Genomic DNA, 16,453 nt, shown 5'->3' with positions numbered 1-16,453 from the left:
CGTTACGAGCGGCGCGCCGACATCTTCACCGCCTTCCATCACATCGCCGCCAGCCTCATCTGCTGGCGCTTCGTCCAGAAATGGTTCTGTTAGGCGCTCTGAGTGTTCCGGACTGAGCGATCAGCGGGTTTCGCTCTGGAAGCGGTGAACTGGTCGATGTTCTCCAGGAAGACCCGCAGGATGGGTGAGGGGTTGTCCGCCCGATAGCCCGCGGCGATCTCGATCACCGGCGCGTTGCCAATGAGCGGCCGGCTGACCAGCGAGCGCGGCAGCAGGGGCTCCACATAGGCGGGCAGCAACGTGACCCCGCCGGTGGACGCCACCAGCGAGATCCCGGTGGCGATGCCGTCGAGGGCGTGGACCGGCGACACGACGACGCCGCGCTCCCGCAGATAGCGGTCCACGATGCCGCGCAGCACATGCGGGGTATCCGTGTAGCCGATGAAAGATGCCGGATCGATGTCGCGCACGTCGATGGCGGAGCAGGCGGCCAGAGGATGTTCGCCCGGCAGGATGACCAGGATCGGCTCATGCGCGATGACCTTGTACGAGACTTCCGGCTGCGGTTCGAGCCGGCAGAAACCGAGGTCGATCTCGCCCCTCTGTATGGCCTCGCCGATGTTGGGCGAGAAGTCGCTCGACACCCGGAAGTCGATGTCCTTCAACTGGCCGCGGAGCACATGGGTGACGTGCGACAGCCATTCGACTTCCTGTCCGGTCAGGAAACCCACGGAGAAGCTGGGCTTGGGCGGGCGGACGGCCCGTCGCGCCGCGGCAACCGCATCGGCCGCCGCCTGCAAGGCCAGCCGGGCATGCTCCAGGAAGGCGCGCCCGGCCGGCGTCAGTGCGACGCCGCGGGAGCTTCGCACCAGGAGCTGGGCGCCGACCTCCAGCTCCAGGTCGCGCAGTTGACGGCTCAGCGACGGTTGCGCCGTGTGCAGACGCCGTTCGGCGGCCACCGTGAGGCTGCCCTCCTCGGCCACGGCGACGAAGTAGCGGAGGTGACGGAGTTCCATCCGGGGTCATGCCTGAAAGGTATGGACGATACATAAACGAAGTCGTTCCCCGGCGGCAAGCGGTTGGCTATCAAGGTGATGCAGACACGCAATCGTTGCCGCCCGGGCATGACCGGCCGGTGGCGGGCCGCCTCCGCCGGCGGCGCTTCGTGTCCTTCGTCCGCACTCTTCTTCGACAGCGCCTGCGGCGGTGCGCTGCTTCGCCCCCACCGCGGATTCGGAGACGGCTCCGAGAGAGCGCTCGACGACGTCCCGCCGCCGGCCAACGGCGGCCCAACCCACCGCTCGGCAATAGGGCCGGCAACAGGAGACCTGCAATGACCACCATCTCGATCGTGACCGGCGGCAGCCGGGGCCTGGGTCGCAACACCGCCCTCAGCATCGCACGGCGCGGCGGCGACGTGATCCTCACCTACCGCAGCCAAGCGGCGGAGGCGGAGGCCGTCCTGTCCGAGATCCGGGGGCTTGGGCGGCGGGCGGCGGCGCTCCAGCTCGACACCGCCGATGCGTCAGGCTTTTCCACCTTCTCCGGGCGCGTCCGCTCCACCCTGGACGGCTGGGGTCGGGACCGCTTCGATCACCTGATCAACAACGCCGGCCACGGGGAGATGGCCGCTTTCGCGGAAACGACCGAGGCGCAGTTCGACCAGATCTTCAACGTCCATGTGAAGGGCGTCTTCTTCCTGACCCAGGCCCTGCTGCCGCTGCTGGCGGACGGCGGCCGGATCGTGAACTTCTCCTCCGGCCTGACCCGGGTGTCCTATCCCGGTTTTTCGGCCTATTCGGCGGCCAAGGGCGCCGTCGAGATCCTGACGCTCTATTTGGCCAAGGAACTCGGCGCCCGCGGCATCACAGCCAACACGATCGCGCCCGGAGCCATCGAGACCGACTTCCTCGGTGGTGCGGTGCGTGACACCCCGGCTTACAACGAGGCCTTCGCTGCGATGACCGCCCTCGGCCGGGTCGGTGTGCCCGACGACATCGGTCCGGCGGTGGCGAGCCTGTTGGGCTCCGAAAACCGTTGGATCACCGCCCAGCGCATCGAGGTTTCTGGCGGCCAGAACATTTGATTCCGCCCTTCCACGCCAAGCATGCAAGACGGAGAACAGCGATGACGTGCATCCTGATGGTCCTGTCCGCGGCGGATAGGTGAACCCGCAGCGACGGCTCGATCTATAGCGGCCGATCGCCACCGCGATTATCTCGCCCGCAATGCGGCGAGCCTCGAACGGCCGCAGGTCCTGGCGGAGGTCGACCCCGACCTCTGCGACGCGGTGGTCATCCCGGGCGGTCACGGGCCGGTCGAGAACCTCCACAAGGACCCGGGGACTGAACATCTAGAAGGTGGGTGGAGAGTTCAGCCAGAGAACCGCAGCCGGAACGCTGCCCGGATTGGAATAGCCATGAGGAATTTCCGATGCGAAGAAGGCCGAATCCCCCGCGCAAATCCGGGTGACCTCGTCGCCCAGGATCAGGTCGATTTCACCCGCCAGCACATAGACGAACTCCTCGCCCGGATGGGTGATGCAGCCATCGGAGCGTCCCCCGACGGCCACATGATGGATGTTCACCTGGAAGGAGCTGCCCGGGGCGAGCACGGACAGCGCTTCGAGCTGCACACCGTCCCGCCCACGCAGCAGACCGTCGGACAGGATGGGGCGATCCCCCTTCCGGACGATGATGGCGGGCTGGACCCGCTCCGTCGGCAGCAGGTTTCCGATGTTGGTGTCGAGCGCCGTGGCGATCCTATGCAGCGTGTTGAGCGACGGCCGGGCCTTGCCCTTCTCGATCTTCGACAGCAGCGCCACCGAGCAGTCGCAGCTTTTCGCCAGGCTCGACAAGGTCATCTTGCGTGCCACGCGCAGCTCATGGAGCCGTCTGCCAAAATTCTCGGACAGCAATTCGTCCTGCATCATCCCCGACTTTCACACTCCGCGCTCTTTTTCCCGAAAACCGTGCCGAATTGCCTCGGCGCAGTCTCCGAAGGCCGCCATCCTATCCTCCCGGACCAACCTCCGCCACAGCGATGCGGTGTCGGGAGGGGCCGTTCACAGGCTCTCGGCAAAGGCGAAAACGGCCTGTGCGAGCACATGGGCGCCCAGCACGATCTCCTCCGCCCGCGTGTCCTCCACCGGGGTGTGGCTGCGCCCGCCGATGCTCGGCACGAACAGCATGGCGGTGGGGACGTTCCGCGCCAGCACCATGGCGTCGTGGATCGCCCCGCTCGGCAGCGGCATCGACCGTGCTCCGAGGGCGGCGGCGCCGTCGGCGACCAGCCCTTGAAGTTCGGCGTCGAGCGACACCGGAGCCAGACGCCCGGCTTCCTGCAACGACACCCGCACCCCCTCCTGCCCGTCGAACTCGCCGACCAGCGCCGCCAGCGCGGCGCTCAACCGGTCCAGCGCCATGGGGTCGAGGTCGCGGATCTCCAAGAGAAGCTCCCCCCGCTCGACGACCACATTCACGGCGCCGGGCTGGAGCGACACCTTGCCCAGATTCCACACGCTGTCCGTCGAACCGGTCTGACGGAAGCGGTGGTGGCAGGCGTCGGCGAAACGGTAGAGCAGGCGGGCGGCGTCGCGGCGCAGCGCGATCGGGGTCGTGCCCGCATGATCGGCGCGGCCGTCGAACCGGACCGCGTAGCGTCGCATGCCGAAGATTCCGGTGACGACCCCGATGGGGAGCCCGGCGGCCTCCAGCCGCGGCCCCTGTTCGATGTGGGCCTCGAAGAAGGCGCGGTGCCGTTGCGGGTCCAAACGGCTGTGTTGGGCCGTGCCCAAGCCGGCGGCCGCCGCCTCCTCGGCGAAACCGTCCGGCAGGCCGGGCAGGTCGCCGCAGAAGGAGCGGCTGCCCAGGCAACTCAGGAACCGGCCTTCCTCGTCGGAAAAGTCGATCAGGTCGATGCCGACCGGCGCGCCGGGGCGGGCCTTCATCCAGGCACGGGCGATCTCCAGCCCATAGGCGAGGCCGAGCGTGCCGTCCAGCCAGCCGCCGGTCGGCACGCTGTCGGAATGGGACCCGATCAGCACCGACCGGCTGGTGCCGGGCGCGGCGCCATACACGTTGCCCACCGCGTCGATGGTCGCCGTAAGACCGGTCTTCTCCATTTCGCCGGCCAGCCAGCGGCGGGCGGCCATGTCCGCCGGTGAGAGCGCGGGCCGGCACACGCCGGACCCCGCTGCGCCGAATCCCGCCAGGGTCCGCAGGGTCGTCAGAACGGCGTCGCCATTGACGTTGAACATTGATCGGAAATCCCAGCGCGTCCGCCGCCGACGGACGGAGCGCTTCGCAAAGTTCGTAGAAAGGGGGTCGGTGGGAAGGGGAGGGGAGCGTGCCGGGCGCCGCCTCCCTCCGCCGGGCCCGTCAGGGTCCGGTCTGGCCGGCCTTGCGCATGGCGAGGCCCGCAAGGAAGTAGGTCACCGCGTAGACGATGACCCGGTACATGATCGCCGACCCGGGTGGGATGCACAGGAAGGACAGCCCGTCGCAGCCGCGCTTGCCGACCTCGTGCGCGATGCGGATCGCCTCGTAGTCGGTCATGCCGATCGGTTCGGCCAGTTCGCCCAGGATGTCGCCCTCGGTCGGACCGGCGCCGCCCAGCACGTCCATGTCGAAATGGGCATAAACGCCGGCCGTGCCGTCGTAAGCGTGGCGCAGGTTGTCGATCACGCCCTGGATGCCCAGTTCCGTCCGGATCTTCCACATCGGCATGAAGCACGCGCCGTTGCGGAGGTAGTGGCGGACGATCTCCGGATTCTCCAGCATGCCGCGCTCGCCGATCTCCACCAGATTGCGGATGGCGTAGCTGGGGCAGTCGCGGAACAGCTTGTCCTTCCAGTTGGTCGAGCCGGCGATGTGGTCGTTCATGGTGGCCCAGTCGTAGGGCCAGCAGTCCCAATGGGTGTCGAGGCTGATCATGCCGACCGGCCCCTTCACATGCTCGGCCACCGGCCGCCCGATCGCGTAGGAGGCGCAGGGCGAGTTCTGGCCGATGACGATCGGCACGGCACCGGCGGCCAGCGCCGCCTTCACCTTGCGCTCCACGCCTTCCTGCGCCTCCAGGATGCGCTCGACCGTGCCCTCGTAGCTGGCCTCGAGGGGGATGTCGACGTCGCCGTAATCGACGACTTTCAGATGCTCGAAGATGTCGAGGTCGAAGTCCTGCACGTAGCCGCCGCGGTAGCGGATCGACTGTTGGCGGACGCGGACGGTGGCGGCCAGCCATTCGGCCTTGTCGACGCCGCTGTACTTGGTTCCCCAGCCGGCGGCGAAGGGCGCGCCGATGATGACGGCGTCGGCGCCGGCCAGATCCTCGTCCCGGATGGCGTAGGGAACGCCGAGGAAGGTCGGCATGTCCGCCTTGATGCGGGGAAAGTGGGTCGTGCGCCAGGTTTTGCCGGCCAGGGTATCCTGCCAGCTCGGGTAATGCGGCATGGACGCAGATGTCCTCTTCGGGGGTTCTTCGGGCGGCCGCGGCGTTTGCGCGGGGGCGGAGGGCCGGACGGGCGGGGCCATCCGGCCGTGGGGATCAGGGGGCCTGCTTGGGGAATTCACGCAGGGCGGGCTCGTTCACGTAGCGGCCGCCGGTGATGTATTTGGCGGCGATCACGTCCCACTGGCCGGAGGTCAGCAGGTTGTCGAGCCCGACGTTGAGGACCGACTGCAGCTCGCTGTTGCCCTTGCGGACGGTCCAGGCGATCGGCAGGAAATTCACCGGCCGGTCGTTGAACAGCATCTTCACGCCCGGCTGCTGTTCGGTGAAGCGGGTGGCGGTGAACAGATCCTCGAAGCTGGCGTCGGCGCGGCCGGCCGCCACCTCCATGAAGCCCGCGGTCAGGTTGCCGCCGGCCAGCGAGGTCAGCTTGGCGTTGGGGATGGTGCGGCGCACGAAGTCCTCGGCGGCGGTGCCCTGGACCACGGCGATCCGCACGTCCGGCTTGTTCATGTCGGCCAGCGAGGCGAAGCGCGCCTCGTCGTTCTTCACCACGGCGACGCTGCCGAGATAGAAGATCGGCTTGGTGAAGTCGACGACGGTGGCGCGCTTCACGGTGGCGAAGGTCGCGCCGATGGACATGTCGAACTGGCCGGCCTGCAGCCCGGCGACGAAGTTCGCCCAGGTCGTCTCGATGAAGACCGGGCGGACGCCCATCTGCTCGGCGATGGCGCGCGCCGCGTCCACGTAGAAACCGGTCAGTTCGCCCGTCTTGGGGTCCTTGGCGGTTCCGGGCGGGGAGGGGATGTAGCCGATCTTCAGCTCGCCCTGCCGGACGATCTTCTCGACCTCACCGGCGGCCTGGGCCTTGACGGCGCCGAAGGTCACCAGGGCGCCAACCACCAGCGACGAGATCAGCGTGCGGAATGCGGACATGTTCAGCCTCTTCAATGCAGGACGCGGGCAAGGAACGCGCGGGTCCTCGCGTTGTCCGGGTTGGTGAAAATCTTGCCTGGTGGTCCCTCTTCGACGATTCGGCCGCCTTCCATGAAGACGACCCGGCTCGCGACGTCGCGCGCGAAGCTCATTTCATGGGTGACGATCACCATGGTCATGCCCTCGGCGGCGAGTTCGCGCATGGCGGTCAGCACCTCGCCGACCAGTTCGGGGTCGAGCGCCGAGGTGGGTTCGTCGAACAGCATCAGGCGAGGGCGCATCGCCAGGGCGCGCGCGATCGCGGCGCGCTGCTGCTGCCCGCCCGACAGCTTGGTCGGGCGGACGTCGCGCTTGTCGGCCAGCCCGACTTTGGCCAGGAGCTGTTCGGCGTGGCGGACCGCCTCGTCCCGAGTGATGCCCTTGACTTGGATCGGCCCCTCGATGACGTTCTGGAGCGTCGTCATGTGGGGGAACAGGTTGAAGTTCTGGAAGACCATGCCCATTTCGGCGCGCAGCCGGTTGGTCTGGCGCTCGGTGGCGAGCCGCCGCTGGCCGTTGGCCTCGACGTAGCCGACCAGCTCATCGCCGAAGCGGACCTCGCCTTCGTCGTAGCGTTCCAGAAAGTTGATGCATTTCAAGAGCGTGCTCTTTCCGGAGCCGCTGGGTCCGATGATCGCCACGACGTCGTGGGGCTGCACGTCGAGATTGATGCCGCTCAGGACGCGCGCGCTGCCGTAGCTCTTCCCGAGGTTGGTGATGCGCAGCATTGGGGAAACTCCACCGGGGGATCGTGCGAGGATCGGTCAGGCCCGCATCTTCAGGCGCCGTTCCAGGCGCTGCGACAACCAGATCCAGGGATAGGTGATGATGAAGAAGAAGATCGCCAGGAAGGTGTAGACCTCAAGCGGACGGTAGGTCGTGGCGATGAGGTTGTTGGATTCCTGAAGAAGCTCGTAAACCGCGATCATCGATCCGAGAGTCGTCAGCTTCATCAGGTTGGCGAATTCGTTGATCAGCGGCGGGATCATCTTCTGCCCGGCCTGCGGCAGGATGATGCGGCGGAGCGCCTTGAAGTGGTTCATGCCGATGGACTTGGCGGCAAGAAACTGGCCGGTGTCCACCGCGTTGATGCCGGCCCGCACGATCTCCGACACATAGGCCCCGGAATGGATGCCGAGAGCGATGATGATCGAGGTCATCGCGCTGAGTTGGTAGCCGAAGATGATCGGAAAACAGTAGTAGAGCCAAACAATCTGTACGAGCGCCGGAGTTGCGCGAATCATCTCGACGTAGACGGATGTTACGGATCTGACGAAGACACCAGACGACTCGCGGCTCACGCCGACCAGTAGGCCTATGAACAAACCGATGACAGATGACACTAACGTTATCTGGAGAGTCGTAATGGCACCGCGCGCGAAAATTGGCCAATACTCAAGTATTATGGCAAACTGCCATTGATAACCCATCGACGCTGCCCCTGTTCATGGTTTGGCTTTGTCGCCAGACCTAATTTTGAATGCCATTCAAAATGCTTGATTGGTTTGGCACTGTCAATGGGGTTTCGCAGTGCGTAGGGCCGCCGGTATCGCATTGCTGCGGAAATCAATGCCAGGTTGCAGAACGGGCCGCCTTCATCGCCGCTCACCGCCAGCGGCACCTTGGCGTCACGCATCATTGAAGCACCGCCGTTCTTCCAGACCGATCCGGAAACAGCGCGTGCCCACCTCGGACCTCACGGAAGCCAGGGAGCCCTTGTACCGACACCAACCGACACAAGAGTTGCCCTTCAGGGCAGAGCCGGCCCTGGGATTGTGACGCCCTGGGACTGGACGTCCGGCCGCAGGACGTCTGCGGTTTCCTTCACGGTCGTGATGCGGCCGTCCGCTTGACCGCCGTCAAGGATAGTCGCACCAAATCAGTCAACTTTCTCCGGCATGGCGCACGGCCAACGCCACTCAAGGCCCCTCCGTTCCACGAAGGTCTGACAAGGGGGCCTGACCCAGGAGAAACGAACGCATGACGGAACGCTTCACCAAAGCGGCCGCCCGAAACATCTTTTACGGCGGATCGCTCTTCTTCTTCGCCGCCTTCGTCTCGCTGACGGCGGCAAGCCACATCTACGTCGTCAACACCGGCACCGACAGCAAGGGGCTGACCGACAGCGTCGCCCGCGGCAAGCATGTGTGGGAGAAGAATTCCTGCATCAACTGCCACACGCTGCTGGGCGAGGGCGCCTATTTCGCGCCGGAACTGGGCAATGTCTGGATCCGCTACGGCGGTGACAAGGACCCGGAGGGAGCGCGCGCCGCCCTGGCCGGCTGGATGGCCGCCCAGCCCAGCGGCATCGAGGGCCGCCGGCAGATGCCGCAGTTCCACCTGACGGAGCAGGAGGTCAACGACCTCGCCGCCTTCCTGGAGTGGACCAGCCGCATCAACACCCAGAACTGGCCGCCCAAGATTTCCGGCTGACGAAGGACGAAAGGCCATGAAATACCAATCGCAAAAGGTCGCGCTGCCCTATTTCTACGGCGCGCTGGCCCTGTTCGGCGTTCAGCTCCTGGTCGGTCTGCTGGCCGGCACGGTCTATGTGCTGCCCAACGTCCTGTCGGAGCTGCTGCCCTTCAACATCCTGCGGATGATCCACACGAACGCGCTGATCGTGTGGCTGCTGATGGGTTTCTTCGGCGCCGCCTACTACCTGATCCCCGAGGAGGCGGAGCGCGAGCTGCACAGCCCGAAGCTGGCCTACATCCAGTTCGGCCTGTTCATGTTCGGCGCGCTGGCCGCCGTCGTCGGCTACGTCTTCCGCATCCACGAGGGGCGGGAGTTCCTGGAGCAGCCGACGTGGATCAAGGTCGCCATCGTCGTCGTGGCGCTGATGTTCCTCTACAACATCTCCATGACGGTGCTGAAGGGCCGGCGCACGGTCATCACCAACATCCTGGTGATGGGGCTGTGGGGCATCGCGATCTTCTTCCTGTTCTCCTTCTACAACCCGACCAACCTCGCGCTGGACAAGATGTACTGGTGGTACGTCGTCCATCTCTGGGTCGAGGGCGTGTGGGAGCTGGTGATGGCCTCCATCCTCGCCTTCCTGATGATCAAGATGACCGGCGTCGACCGCGAGATCGTCGAGAAGTGGCTCTACGCCATCGTCGGGCTGGCCCTCTTCTCCGGCCTGCTGGGCACCGGGCACCATTATTACTGGATCGGCACGCCGGGCTACTGGCAGTGGATCGGCTCGCTGTTCTCGACGCTGGAGGTCGCCCCCTTCTTCTTCATGGTCGTCTTCGCGGTGAAGATGGTGCTGAAGGGCGGGCGCGATCACCCGAACAAGGCCGCCCTGCTGTGGTCGGTCGGCTGCGCGGTGACCGCCTTCTTCGGTGCCGGCGTCTGGGGCTTCCTGCACACGCTGTCCTGGGTCAATTACTACACCCACGGCACTCAGGTGACGGCGGCGCACGGGCATCTGGCCTTCTTCGGCGCCTATGTGATGATCAACCTCGCCATCTTCAGCTACGCCATGCCGCATCTGCGCGGCGTCGCGCCCTACCACCAGACCCTCAACAAGGCCAGCTTCTGGCTGATGACCGGCGGCATGTCCGTGATGACCTTCGCCCTGACCTTCGCCGGGGTCGTGCAGGTCCACCTGCAGCGCGTGATGGGCATGGACTACATGACCGTCCAGGCGGAGATCGCCCCCTTCTACTGGGTGCGTCTGGCCGCCGGTGCGGCGGTGTTCATCGGCGCCGTTCTCTACCTCTACGCCCTGCTCGGGCCGGTGCCCGCGGCCCGGAAGACCACCGGGATCGGTGCGGCCGTGCAGCCCGCCGAGTGACCGGAGCCTTTCCCCTCCTCCGTGGACCGGGGGAGGGGACCGTTCCATTCCGCCTTCCATTCCCGAGGAGACCGCCATGACCCGCAGCGCCCTGAAAGCCGTCGCGGACGACCTCGACATCCCTTACTACAAGGCCGTCGGCGACGAGTGCGCGCTGTTCGAGCACGCCTTCCGCCACCGCCTGCCCCTGCTGTTGAAGGGGCCGACGGGCTGCGGCAAGACGCGCTTCGTGTCGCACATGGCGGCCCGGCTGGGTCGTCCTCTCTACACCGTGTCCTGCCACGACGACCTGACCGCCGCCGACCTGACGGGCCGCTATCTGCTCAAGGGCGGCGACACGGTGTGGGCGGACGGCCCGCTGACCCGCGCCGTGCGCGAGGGCGCCGTCTGCTACCTCGACGAGGTGGTGGAGGCGCGCAAGGACGTGACCGTCGTGCTCCACCCGCTGACCGACGACCGCCGCCTGCTGCCGCTGGACCGCACCGGCGAACTGCTGGAGGCGCCGGACGACTTCATGCTGGTGGTGTCCTACAACCCCGGTTACCAGAACGTCCTGAAGACCCTGAAGCCCAGCACGCGCCAGCGTTTCCTCGCCATCGAATTCGACTTCCCGGCGCCGGAGGACGAGGCCGCCGTCGTCGCCCGCGAGAGCGGCCTGCCGGAGGAGCGCGTCGCCCCGCTGGTCCGTCTGGCCGGTGCGCTGCGCGCCCTGAAGGGCCAGGATCTGGAGGAAGGCGTCTCCACCCGCCTGCTCGTCTACTGCGCCACGCTGATCCGTTCCGGCGTCAAGCCCGAGCGGGCCATCCGCACCGCGCTGATCGAACCGCTGACCGACGACGCCGACGTAAGGCAGGCGCTTCTGCGCGTCGCCGACATCGCCCTGGGATAAGGGAAGCAAGGGAAACGAACCATGCTGTCGCTGCTTGAGCCCGAGGAGTTCATCGGCCGCCACTGGCACCGCTTGGTCGGCGGCCGGTCGAGCCTGCCGCACCATCCGGACGCCGCGGTGACGCTGGAGGCGATCCGGCCCCGGCTGGCGGTGTTCTTCCGCGGGCTGGGCGGTGACCGGGGCGTGCGGCTGGCCGCCGCGGCGCGGGCGTCCTCCGGCCACCGGCTGTCGGTGCTGGAACGCATCGGCCTCGGCACCGAACGGCTGGAGCGGCCGGCGCTGGACGGTGACGTGCTGCAACTGCCCGCCGTGCTCGACGTGTTCCCCGACGCGGCGCTGAACGAGCGTCTCTACGAATGGTTGGCCGCCTATTTCGCGCACGCCGAGGCCGATGGCGAGGCTGCCGCCGATCCGCTGCGGGCCGACCCGCTGCGGGCCGATGTGCGGGCGCTGCGGCAGGCCCGGGCGACCACCGTACGGGTTCTTGCGCGCTGGCCGGGATTGGTTCGCCTGCATGGTGAGCTGTGCGCGGCGCTGCTCGCCGTCCGGCCCAAGCGCTCCCTGCCGAAGGACGAGGCGATGGTGGAGGCGGCGGTGCTGGCCCTGCTGGGCGCCGGCGACGGCGGCGCGGTTCTGGACGGGACGGTTCCGCTGAAGCATTTCACCGCTCCGGCCGGCTACAAGCCTTTCCTGCCGGTGCCGCTGTGGGGCGAGGTTTCGGGTCCCGCGCCGTCCGGTGCCTCGGCTGCGTCCGATGCGGCGGAGGATGGAACCGCAGCCCCTTCCGCCGAAAGCGACGGCCAGCGCCGGAAGGCGACGCGGCGCGACAGCGATCAGGTGCAGCGCGAGGACCCGCTGATCCTGAACCGTTTCGAGAAGATCTTCGGTTTGGCGGAGATGTTGAACATCCCCCGCCCGGTCGATGACGACGACGAGGACGCCGCCCGCCAGGCCGCCGACGACATGGAGGAGATCGCGCTCGCCCAGCATCAGCGCAAGCCTTCGACCCGGCTGAAGCTCGATCTCGATCTGGCGCCCGCCGCCGTGGACGCGGCGCCGTTGACGGCGGTTCTGACCTATCCTGAATGGGACCATCGCCGCCGCGCCTACCACCCCGCCCATTGCCGCGTCGTCGCCGAACCGGCGCCGGAAGACGGCGAGGACTGGGCGCCCGACGAGGCCGCGCTGCGCCGCATCCGGCAGGTGTGCCGCCAGTTCGAGGCCCTGCGCCCGAAGCGCATGGTCTTCACCGGCCAGCCGGACGGCGACGACCTCGACCTCACCGCCCTGGTGCGCCGCTGCGCCGACCAGCGCGCGGGCGGGGCGGGCAGTGACCGCGTCTATCAGGCGGCGCGCAACGCGGCGCGCGATCTGGCGGTGGCGGTGCTGGTCGACACCTCGCTGTCCACCGACGGCTGGGTGGACGGGCACCGCGTTCTGGATGTCGAGAAGGAGGCCCTGCTGGCCCTGTCCAACGGGCTGAACGCCTGCGGCGACCCGCACGCCATCTTCGCCTTCACCTCGAAGAAGCGCGACTGGGTGCGGGTGCAGACGGTCAAGGAGTTCGACGAGCCGCTGAGCGCCCGGGTGCAGCGCCGCGTCCAGGCGCTGAAGCCCGGCCATTACACCCGCATGGGGGCGGCGCTGCGCCACACCACCGCGCGTCTGGCGGAACAGCCCAACCGCCACCGTCTGCTGATCCTGCTGTCGGACGGCAAGCCCAACGACGTGGACCATTACGAGGGGCGCTACGGCATCGAGGACACCCGCGTGGCGATCCAGGAGGCCCGCCGCCAGGGCATCGCCCTGTTCGGCATCACCGTGGACGCCGAGGCACGCGATTACTTCCCCTATTTGTTCGGCCGGGGCGGCTACGCGATCTTCCCGCAGGTCACGCATCTGACCAAGGCGCTGCCGGCGCTGTACCGGCAGGTGGTGGGGTAGCGCGCCTCACCCCCTCGCATCGATCCGCTCCGCCAGCAGCGCGAGGTGACCGACAACGGCCTCCTGAAGGCGCAGGGATTCGGTCAGGACCAGCTCGTCGGTCGCCTGGGCCGCCACATCCCCGAAGGCCTCGGCGAGCCGTTCGGAGGCGGCGACCGCCGCGCGCAGGCAAGCGAGGGCGGTGTCGGGAACGGCGGCCTGCGACACCACCGCGCCGGAACCGGGTGGGATCAGCGCCCGCTGCTCTCCGGCGATGCGGGTCAGCAGTGCGGCTCCGTCGTCATCGCCCAGGGCGAGCAGGCGCGCCGCCAGCGCGCCGTACTCGGCGGCGGTGACGGACAGCAGGGCGACGGCCAGCCGTTCCAGTTCCGCCGGCGTGTCCGCGCGGGTCGGCTTGTGCGCCGCCCGGCCCCGTTCGCGGCGGAAGGCTTTGCGGCGCTCGCGGCGGAGCAGGGCGGCGTGGCGAAGTTCCTCGCGGGCCAGCGCCTCGGCGTGGGTGCGGATCGGCTCGTCCGGGGCGCTGGCGGCAATGTAGCTGTAGAAGGCGAAGGCGCGCTGCTCGTTGACCACCGCCAGCGACAGCGCCTGATAGGGCGTCAGCCGCGTGCGCTCGGTCAGCTCCTCCCAGGAGGCGGCGATTTCCGGCGGCAGGCGCCAGAGGAAGGCCGGCGCGTCGGGGGCGGGGCGGCCGAGGCTGTGTGCCCAGCTATCCACAGCCTGCACATGGTCCTGCTCCTCCGCGATCAGGGCGCGGAAGGTGGTGGCGGTGTCGGTCTCGCCGCGGCGGTCCATCAGGGCCGCCAGCTGGGTGTAGCGGCGCACCGCCTCCTGCTCCAGCGCCAGCGCGATGCCCAGAAGCTCGTCCAGCGAGCGGACCCCACCCTGTGGTTCGTGGCGCAGCAACGGCATGGAAACCCCCGGTCGCGAGTGAACTTCGCCTAAAATGCAATCGATATTTCCGCCCGATCAGCAATCGTACGGAGCCTGGGGAGGAGGATAGTCCAGCTTCATTTTTCCGCGACTTGACGACGGTCAAGAACAGCGGGCCGAACTTGCGGTCTCATGGGCGCGTCAACGGGGCATACGGCTCCTTGATCAAGATCAAGACTTCAAGGCAAGGGCGATGGTTGCGGACTTCTTGCGGGGAACACGCGCACTGGTGGTGGGGCTGCTGATCCTGCTGGCCGGTCTCGGCACGGCGGACGCGGCCGAAGCGCTGCTGGCGCGGTATCTCGGCACGGTGCAGCCGGGCGATCTCGCCGCCGGGGCGGACCGCTTCGGCGCCCCCCTGCCGAACGCGCCGCTGGTTCCCGTCTACAAGGGCGCCGCGCTGGTCGGCCACGCCTTCCTGACCTCCGACTTCGTGAACACGACCGGCTATTCGGGCCGTCCGATCCATGTGATGGTCGGGCTGGCGCCGGACGGCACGGTGACCGGGGCGAAGCTGGTCGACCATCACGAGCCCATCGTCCTGATCGGCATCCCGCCGGCCAAGGTCAACGCCTTCATCGACGGCTACGTTGGCAAGAACGTGCTGACCCTGGCCTCGCAGAGCGCGTCCAGCCCGCCGGTGGACATCGTGTCCGGCGCCACCGTGACGGTGATGGTGATCGGCGATTCGATCATCCGCTCCGGCAAGAAGATGTTGCAGGCGCTGGGCGCGCCGGGGGCGGCGGAGGCCGCGCCGACGGTGACCCGCAGCCTCGACCTGTCCAAGACCGGGGTTGAGGCCAAGGACCGGGAAGATTGGGCCACGCTGGTCGGCGACGGCTCCGTGCGCCGCCTGACGCTGACGGTGGGCGAGGTCAACGCCGCCTTCGAGCGCACCGGCAAGGCCGAGGCCGCCGCCCGTCCCGAGGCCGGCGATCCGAACGACGGCTTCATCGACCTCTACGCCGCGCTCGCCACCATTCCCGCCGTCGGCCGCTCCCTGCTGGGCGACGCGGAGTACGAGGCGCTGGTGCAACGGCTGAAGCCGGGCCAGCACGCCATCGTCGTGGCGGGGCAGGGGCGCTATTCCTTCAAGGGCTCGGGCTATGTGCGCGGCGGCATCTTCGACCGCTTCGAGCTGGTCCAGCACGAGGGCGCCATCCGCTTTCGCGACCGTCTGCACAAGCGCCTGGGCTCCCTGGCCGCGGCGGGCGCGCCGAATTTCCCCGAGATCGGCCTGTTCGTCATCCCCGAAGAGGCCGGCTTCAACCCCGCCGATCCGTGGCGCCTGCAGCTGCTGGTCCAGCGCGCGACCGCGGCGCTCGACAAGGCCTTCGTCACCTTCGACCTCGGCTACCAGCCGCCGGAGAAGTTCCTGAAGGTCGAGCCGGTGGCCGCTCCTGCCGCTGCCGCGACGGTGGCGCCTGTGTCCGCCGCCCTGGCGGAACAGGACGCGGCCGACGAGATCCCGCTGTGGCGGCGCATCTGGGAGAACCGGCTGTTCGACGTTGCTATTCTGGCGAGCGCGATCCTGCTGCTGACCGGAATCTTCTTCTTCCAGGACCAGCTCGTGAAGCGTCCGGCCCTCTACGAGCGGGTGCGCACCGGGTTCCTCGTCTTCACGCTGGTCTGGCTCGGCTGGTACGCGACGGCGCAGCTGTCGGTGGTCAACGTGCTGACTTTCGCCAACGCGCTGCGCACCGACTTCCGCTGGGACTATTTCCTGATGGACCCGCTGGTGTTCATCCTGTGGTTCTCGGTCGCCGCGTCGCTGCTGTTCTGGGGCCGGGGCGCCTTCTGCGGCTGGCTGTGCCCGTTCGGCGCGCTGCAGGAACTGGCCTCCAAGGCGGCCAAGAAGCTCGGCGTGCGTCAGATCGCCGTGCCCTTCGGGCTGCATCAGCGGCTGTGGCCGATCAAGTACATGATCTTCCTGCTGCTGTTCGGCCTGTCGCTGACCTCGCTGGCGACGGCGGAGAAGGCGGCGGAGGTCGAGCCCTTCAAGACCGCGATCATCCTGCATTTCGTCCGCGACTGGTGGTTCGTCCTGTTCGCCGTGGCCCTGATCGCCGCCGGCCTGTTCATCGAGCGCTTCTTCTGCCGCTACCTGTGCCCGTTGGGTGCTGCGCTCGCCATCCCCGGCCGGATGCGGATGTTCGACTGGCTGCGCCGCTACAAGGAATGCGGCAACCCGTGCCGACGCTGCGCCAACGAGTGCCCGGTCCAGGCGATCCACCCCGACGGCTCGATCAACCCCAACGAATGCATCCAGTGCCTCCACTGCCAGGTGCTCTACCACCACGACCGCAAATGCCCGGTCATGATCCAGAAGCGCCTGAAGCGGGAGCGCCGCGACGCCACCCAACCCACCGGCACGGTTGCCGAGGCCAAGCCCCGCGCCGCCGTGCTGACCACCGATCCCGCCACCGGGCACCTGTCCGCCCGGCCGGAAGGACTTTGACCCACCA

The 16,453-nt window shown here is 67.8% G+C and carries 15 protein-coding genes and 1 pseudogene; 7 read left to right on the top strand and 9 right to left on the bottom strand.

The features are described from left to right. Positions 1-93, top strand: a pseudogene (locus ACFPMG_RS01975) (IS5/IS1182 family transposase); the annotation flags it as partial. Here ACFPMG_RS01975 and ACFPMG_RS01970 read toward each other — a convergent pair. Continuing rightward, positions 90-1,016 carry a LysR substrate-binding domain-containing protein gene (locus ACFPMG_RS01970; protein ID WP_376993569.1) on the bottom strand — a complete coding sequence of 309 codons (927 nt, stop codon included), beginning with the start codon at positions 1,014-1,016 and terminating at the stop codon, positions 90-92. The pseudogene ACFPMG_RS01975 and the gene ACFPMG_RS01970 sit on opposite strands and share 4 nt — an antisense overlap. 317 nt (positions 1,017-1,333) lie before the next feature. On the opposite strand from ACFPMG_RS01970, the gene ACFPMG_RS01965 reads away from it, so the two are divergent. Continuing rightward, positions 1,334-2,086 (top strand): SDR family NAD(P)-dependent oxidoreductase, encoded by a 753-nt coding sequence (locus tag ACFPMG_RS01965; RefSeq protein ID WP_376993568.1) that lies wholly within the window; start codon positions 1,334-1,336, stop codon positions 2,084-2,086. A 267-nt stretch (positions 2,087-2,353) separates the two neighbouring features. Here ACFPMG_RS01965 and ACFPMG_RS01960 read toward each other — a convergent pair whose 3' ends face one another. The 7 genes from ACFPMG_RS01960 to ACFPMG_RS01930 form a co-directional block, all read right to left on the bottom strand. Continuing rightward, entirely contained in the window at positions 2,354-2,929 is a 576-nt protein-coding gene (locus ACFPMG_RS01960; protein WP_376993571.1) for a helix-turn-helix domain-containing protein, read from the bottom strand. A 135-nt stretch (positions 2,930-3,064) separates the two neighbouring features. After that, positions 3,065-4,258: a hydantoinase/carbamoylase family amidase gene (locus tag ACFPMG_RS01955; protein ID WP_376993567.1), complete on the bottom strand. Its 1,194-nt coding sequence runs from the start codon at positions 4,256-4,258 to the stop codon at positions 3,065-3,067. 121 nt (positions 4,259-4,379) lie between these two features. Beyond that, positions 4,380-5,450: an arginase family protein gene (locus ACFPMG_RS01950; RefSeq protein ID WP_376993566.1), complete on the bottom strand. Its 1,071-nt coding sequence runs from the start codon at positions 5,448-5,450 to the stop codon at positions 4,380-4,382. A gap of 94 nt (positions 5,451-5,544) precedes the next feature. Further along, positions 5,545-6,384, bottom strand: a complete 840-nt coding sequence (locus ACFPMG_RS01945) for a substrate-binding periplasmic protein (RefSeq protein ID WP_376993565.1) — start codon at positions 6,382-6,384, stop codon at positions 5,545-5,547. A gap of 11 nt (positions 6,385-6,395) precedes the next feature. Further along, positions 6,396-7,151, bottom strand: a complete 756-nt coding sequence (locus ACFPMG_RS01940) for an amino acid ABC transporter ATP-binding protein (protein WP_376993564.1) — start codon at positions 7,149-7,151, stop codon at positions 6,396-6,398. 36 nt (positions 7,152-7,187) lie between these two features. Then, the gene (locus ACFPMG_RS01935; protein WP_376993563.1) at positions 7,188-7,853 is read right to left on the bottom strand and encodes an amino acid ABC transporter permease; all 666 of its coding nucleotides are present in this window, start codon (positions 7,851-7,853) and stop codon (positions 7,188-7,190) included. Continuing rightward, positions 7,826-8,062: a hypothetical protein gene (locus tag ACFPMG_RS01930; RefSeq protein WP_376993562.1), complete on the bottom strand. Its 237-nt coding sequence runs from the start codon at positions 8,060-8,062 to the stop codon at positions 7,826-7,828. Before ACFPMG_RS01930 ends, ACFPMG_RS01935 begins: the two co-directional genes overlap by 28 nt. Positions 8,063-8,403: 341 nt before the next feature. Here ACFPMG_RS01930 and ACFPMG_RS01925 point away from each other — a divergent pair, with 341 nt between their 5' ends. The 4 genes from ACFPMG_RS01925 (at position 8,404) to ACFPMG_RS01910 (ending at position 13,058) form a co-directional block, all read left to right on the top strand. Next, positions 8,404-8,856, top strand: a complete 453-nt coding sequence (locus ACFPMG_RS01925; protein WP_014199532.1) for a c-type cytochrome — start codon at positions 8,404-8,406, stop codon at positions 8,854-8,856. A 16-nt stretch (positions 8,857-8,872) separates the two neighbouring features. Then, positions 8,873-10,225, top strand: a complete 1,353-nt coding sequence (locus tag ACFPMG_RS01920; protein WP_376993561.1) for a cbb3-type cytochrome c oxidase subunit I — start codon at positions 8,873-8,875, stop codon at positions 10,223-10,225. Positions 10,226-10,301: 76 nt separating this feature from the next. Next, positions 10,302-11,114, top strand: coding sequence for a CbbQ/NirQ/NorQ/GpvN family protein (locus ACFPMG_RS01915; protein WP_376993560.1), 813 nt, complete (start codon positions 10,302-10,304; stop codon positions 11,112-11,114). Positions 11,115-11,135: 21 nt separating this feature from the next. Further along, positions 11,136-13,058: a nitric oxide reductase activation protein NorD gene (locus ACFPMG_RS01910; RefSeq protein ID WP_376993559.1), complete on the top strand. Its 1,923-nt coding sequence runs from the start codon at positions 11,136-11,138 to the stop codon at positions 13,056-13,058. Between the two features lie 6 nt (positions 13,059-13,064). Here the strand turns inward: ACFPMG_RS01910 and ACFPMG_RS01905 are convergent, their stop codons facing one another. After that, positions 13,065-13,967, bottom strand: a complete 903-nt coding sequence (locus ACFPMG_RS01905; RefSeq protein WP_376993558.1) for a ferritin-like domain-containing protein — start codon at positions 13,965-13,967, stop codon at positions 13,065-13,067. A 229-nt stretch (positions 13,968-14,196) separates the two neighbouring features. Here ACFPMG_RS01905 and ACFPMG_RS01900 point away from each other — a divergent pair, with 229 nt between their 5' ends. Beyond that, a complete protein-coding gene (locus ACFPMG_RS01900) occupies positions 14,197-16,446 on the top strand; it encodes a 4Fe-4S binding protein (RefSeq protein ID WP_376993557.1) in 2,250 nt (749 codons plus the stop codon). The last annotated feature ends 7 nt before the right edge of the window (positions 16,447-16,453 follow it).

Source organism: Azospirillum himalayense (assembly GCF_042657465.1).
GTDB classification, from domain to species: Bacteria; Pseudomonadota; Alphaproteobacteria; order Azospirillales; family Azospirillaceae; genus Azospirillum; species Azospirillum himalayense.
Note: the sequence above shows the minus strand (reverse complement) of the source record. Positions and strands in the feature narration are given on the sequence as shown.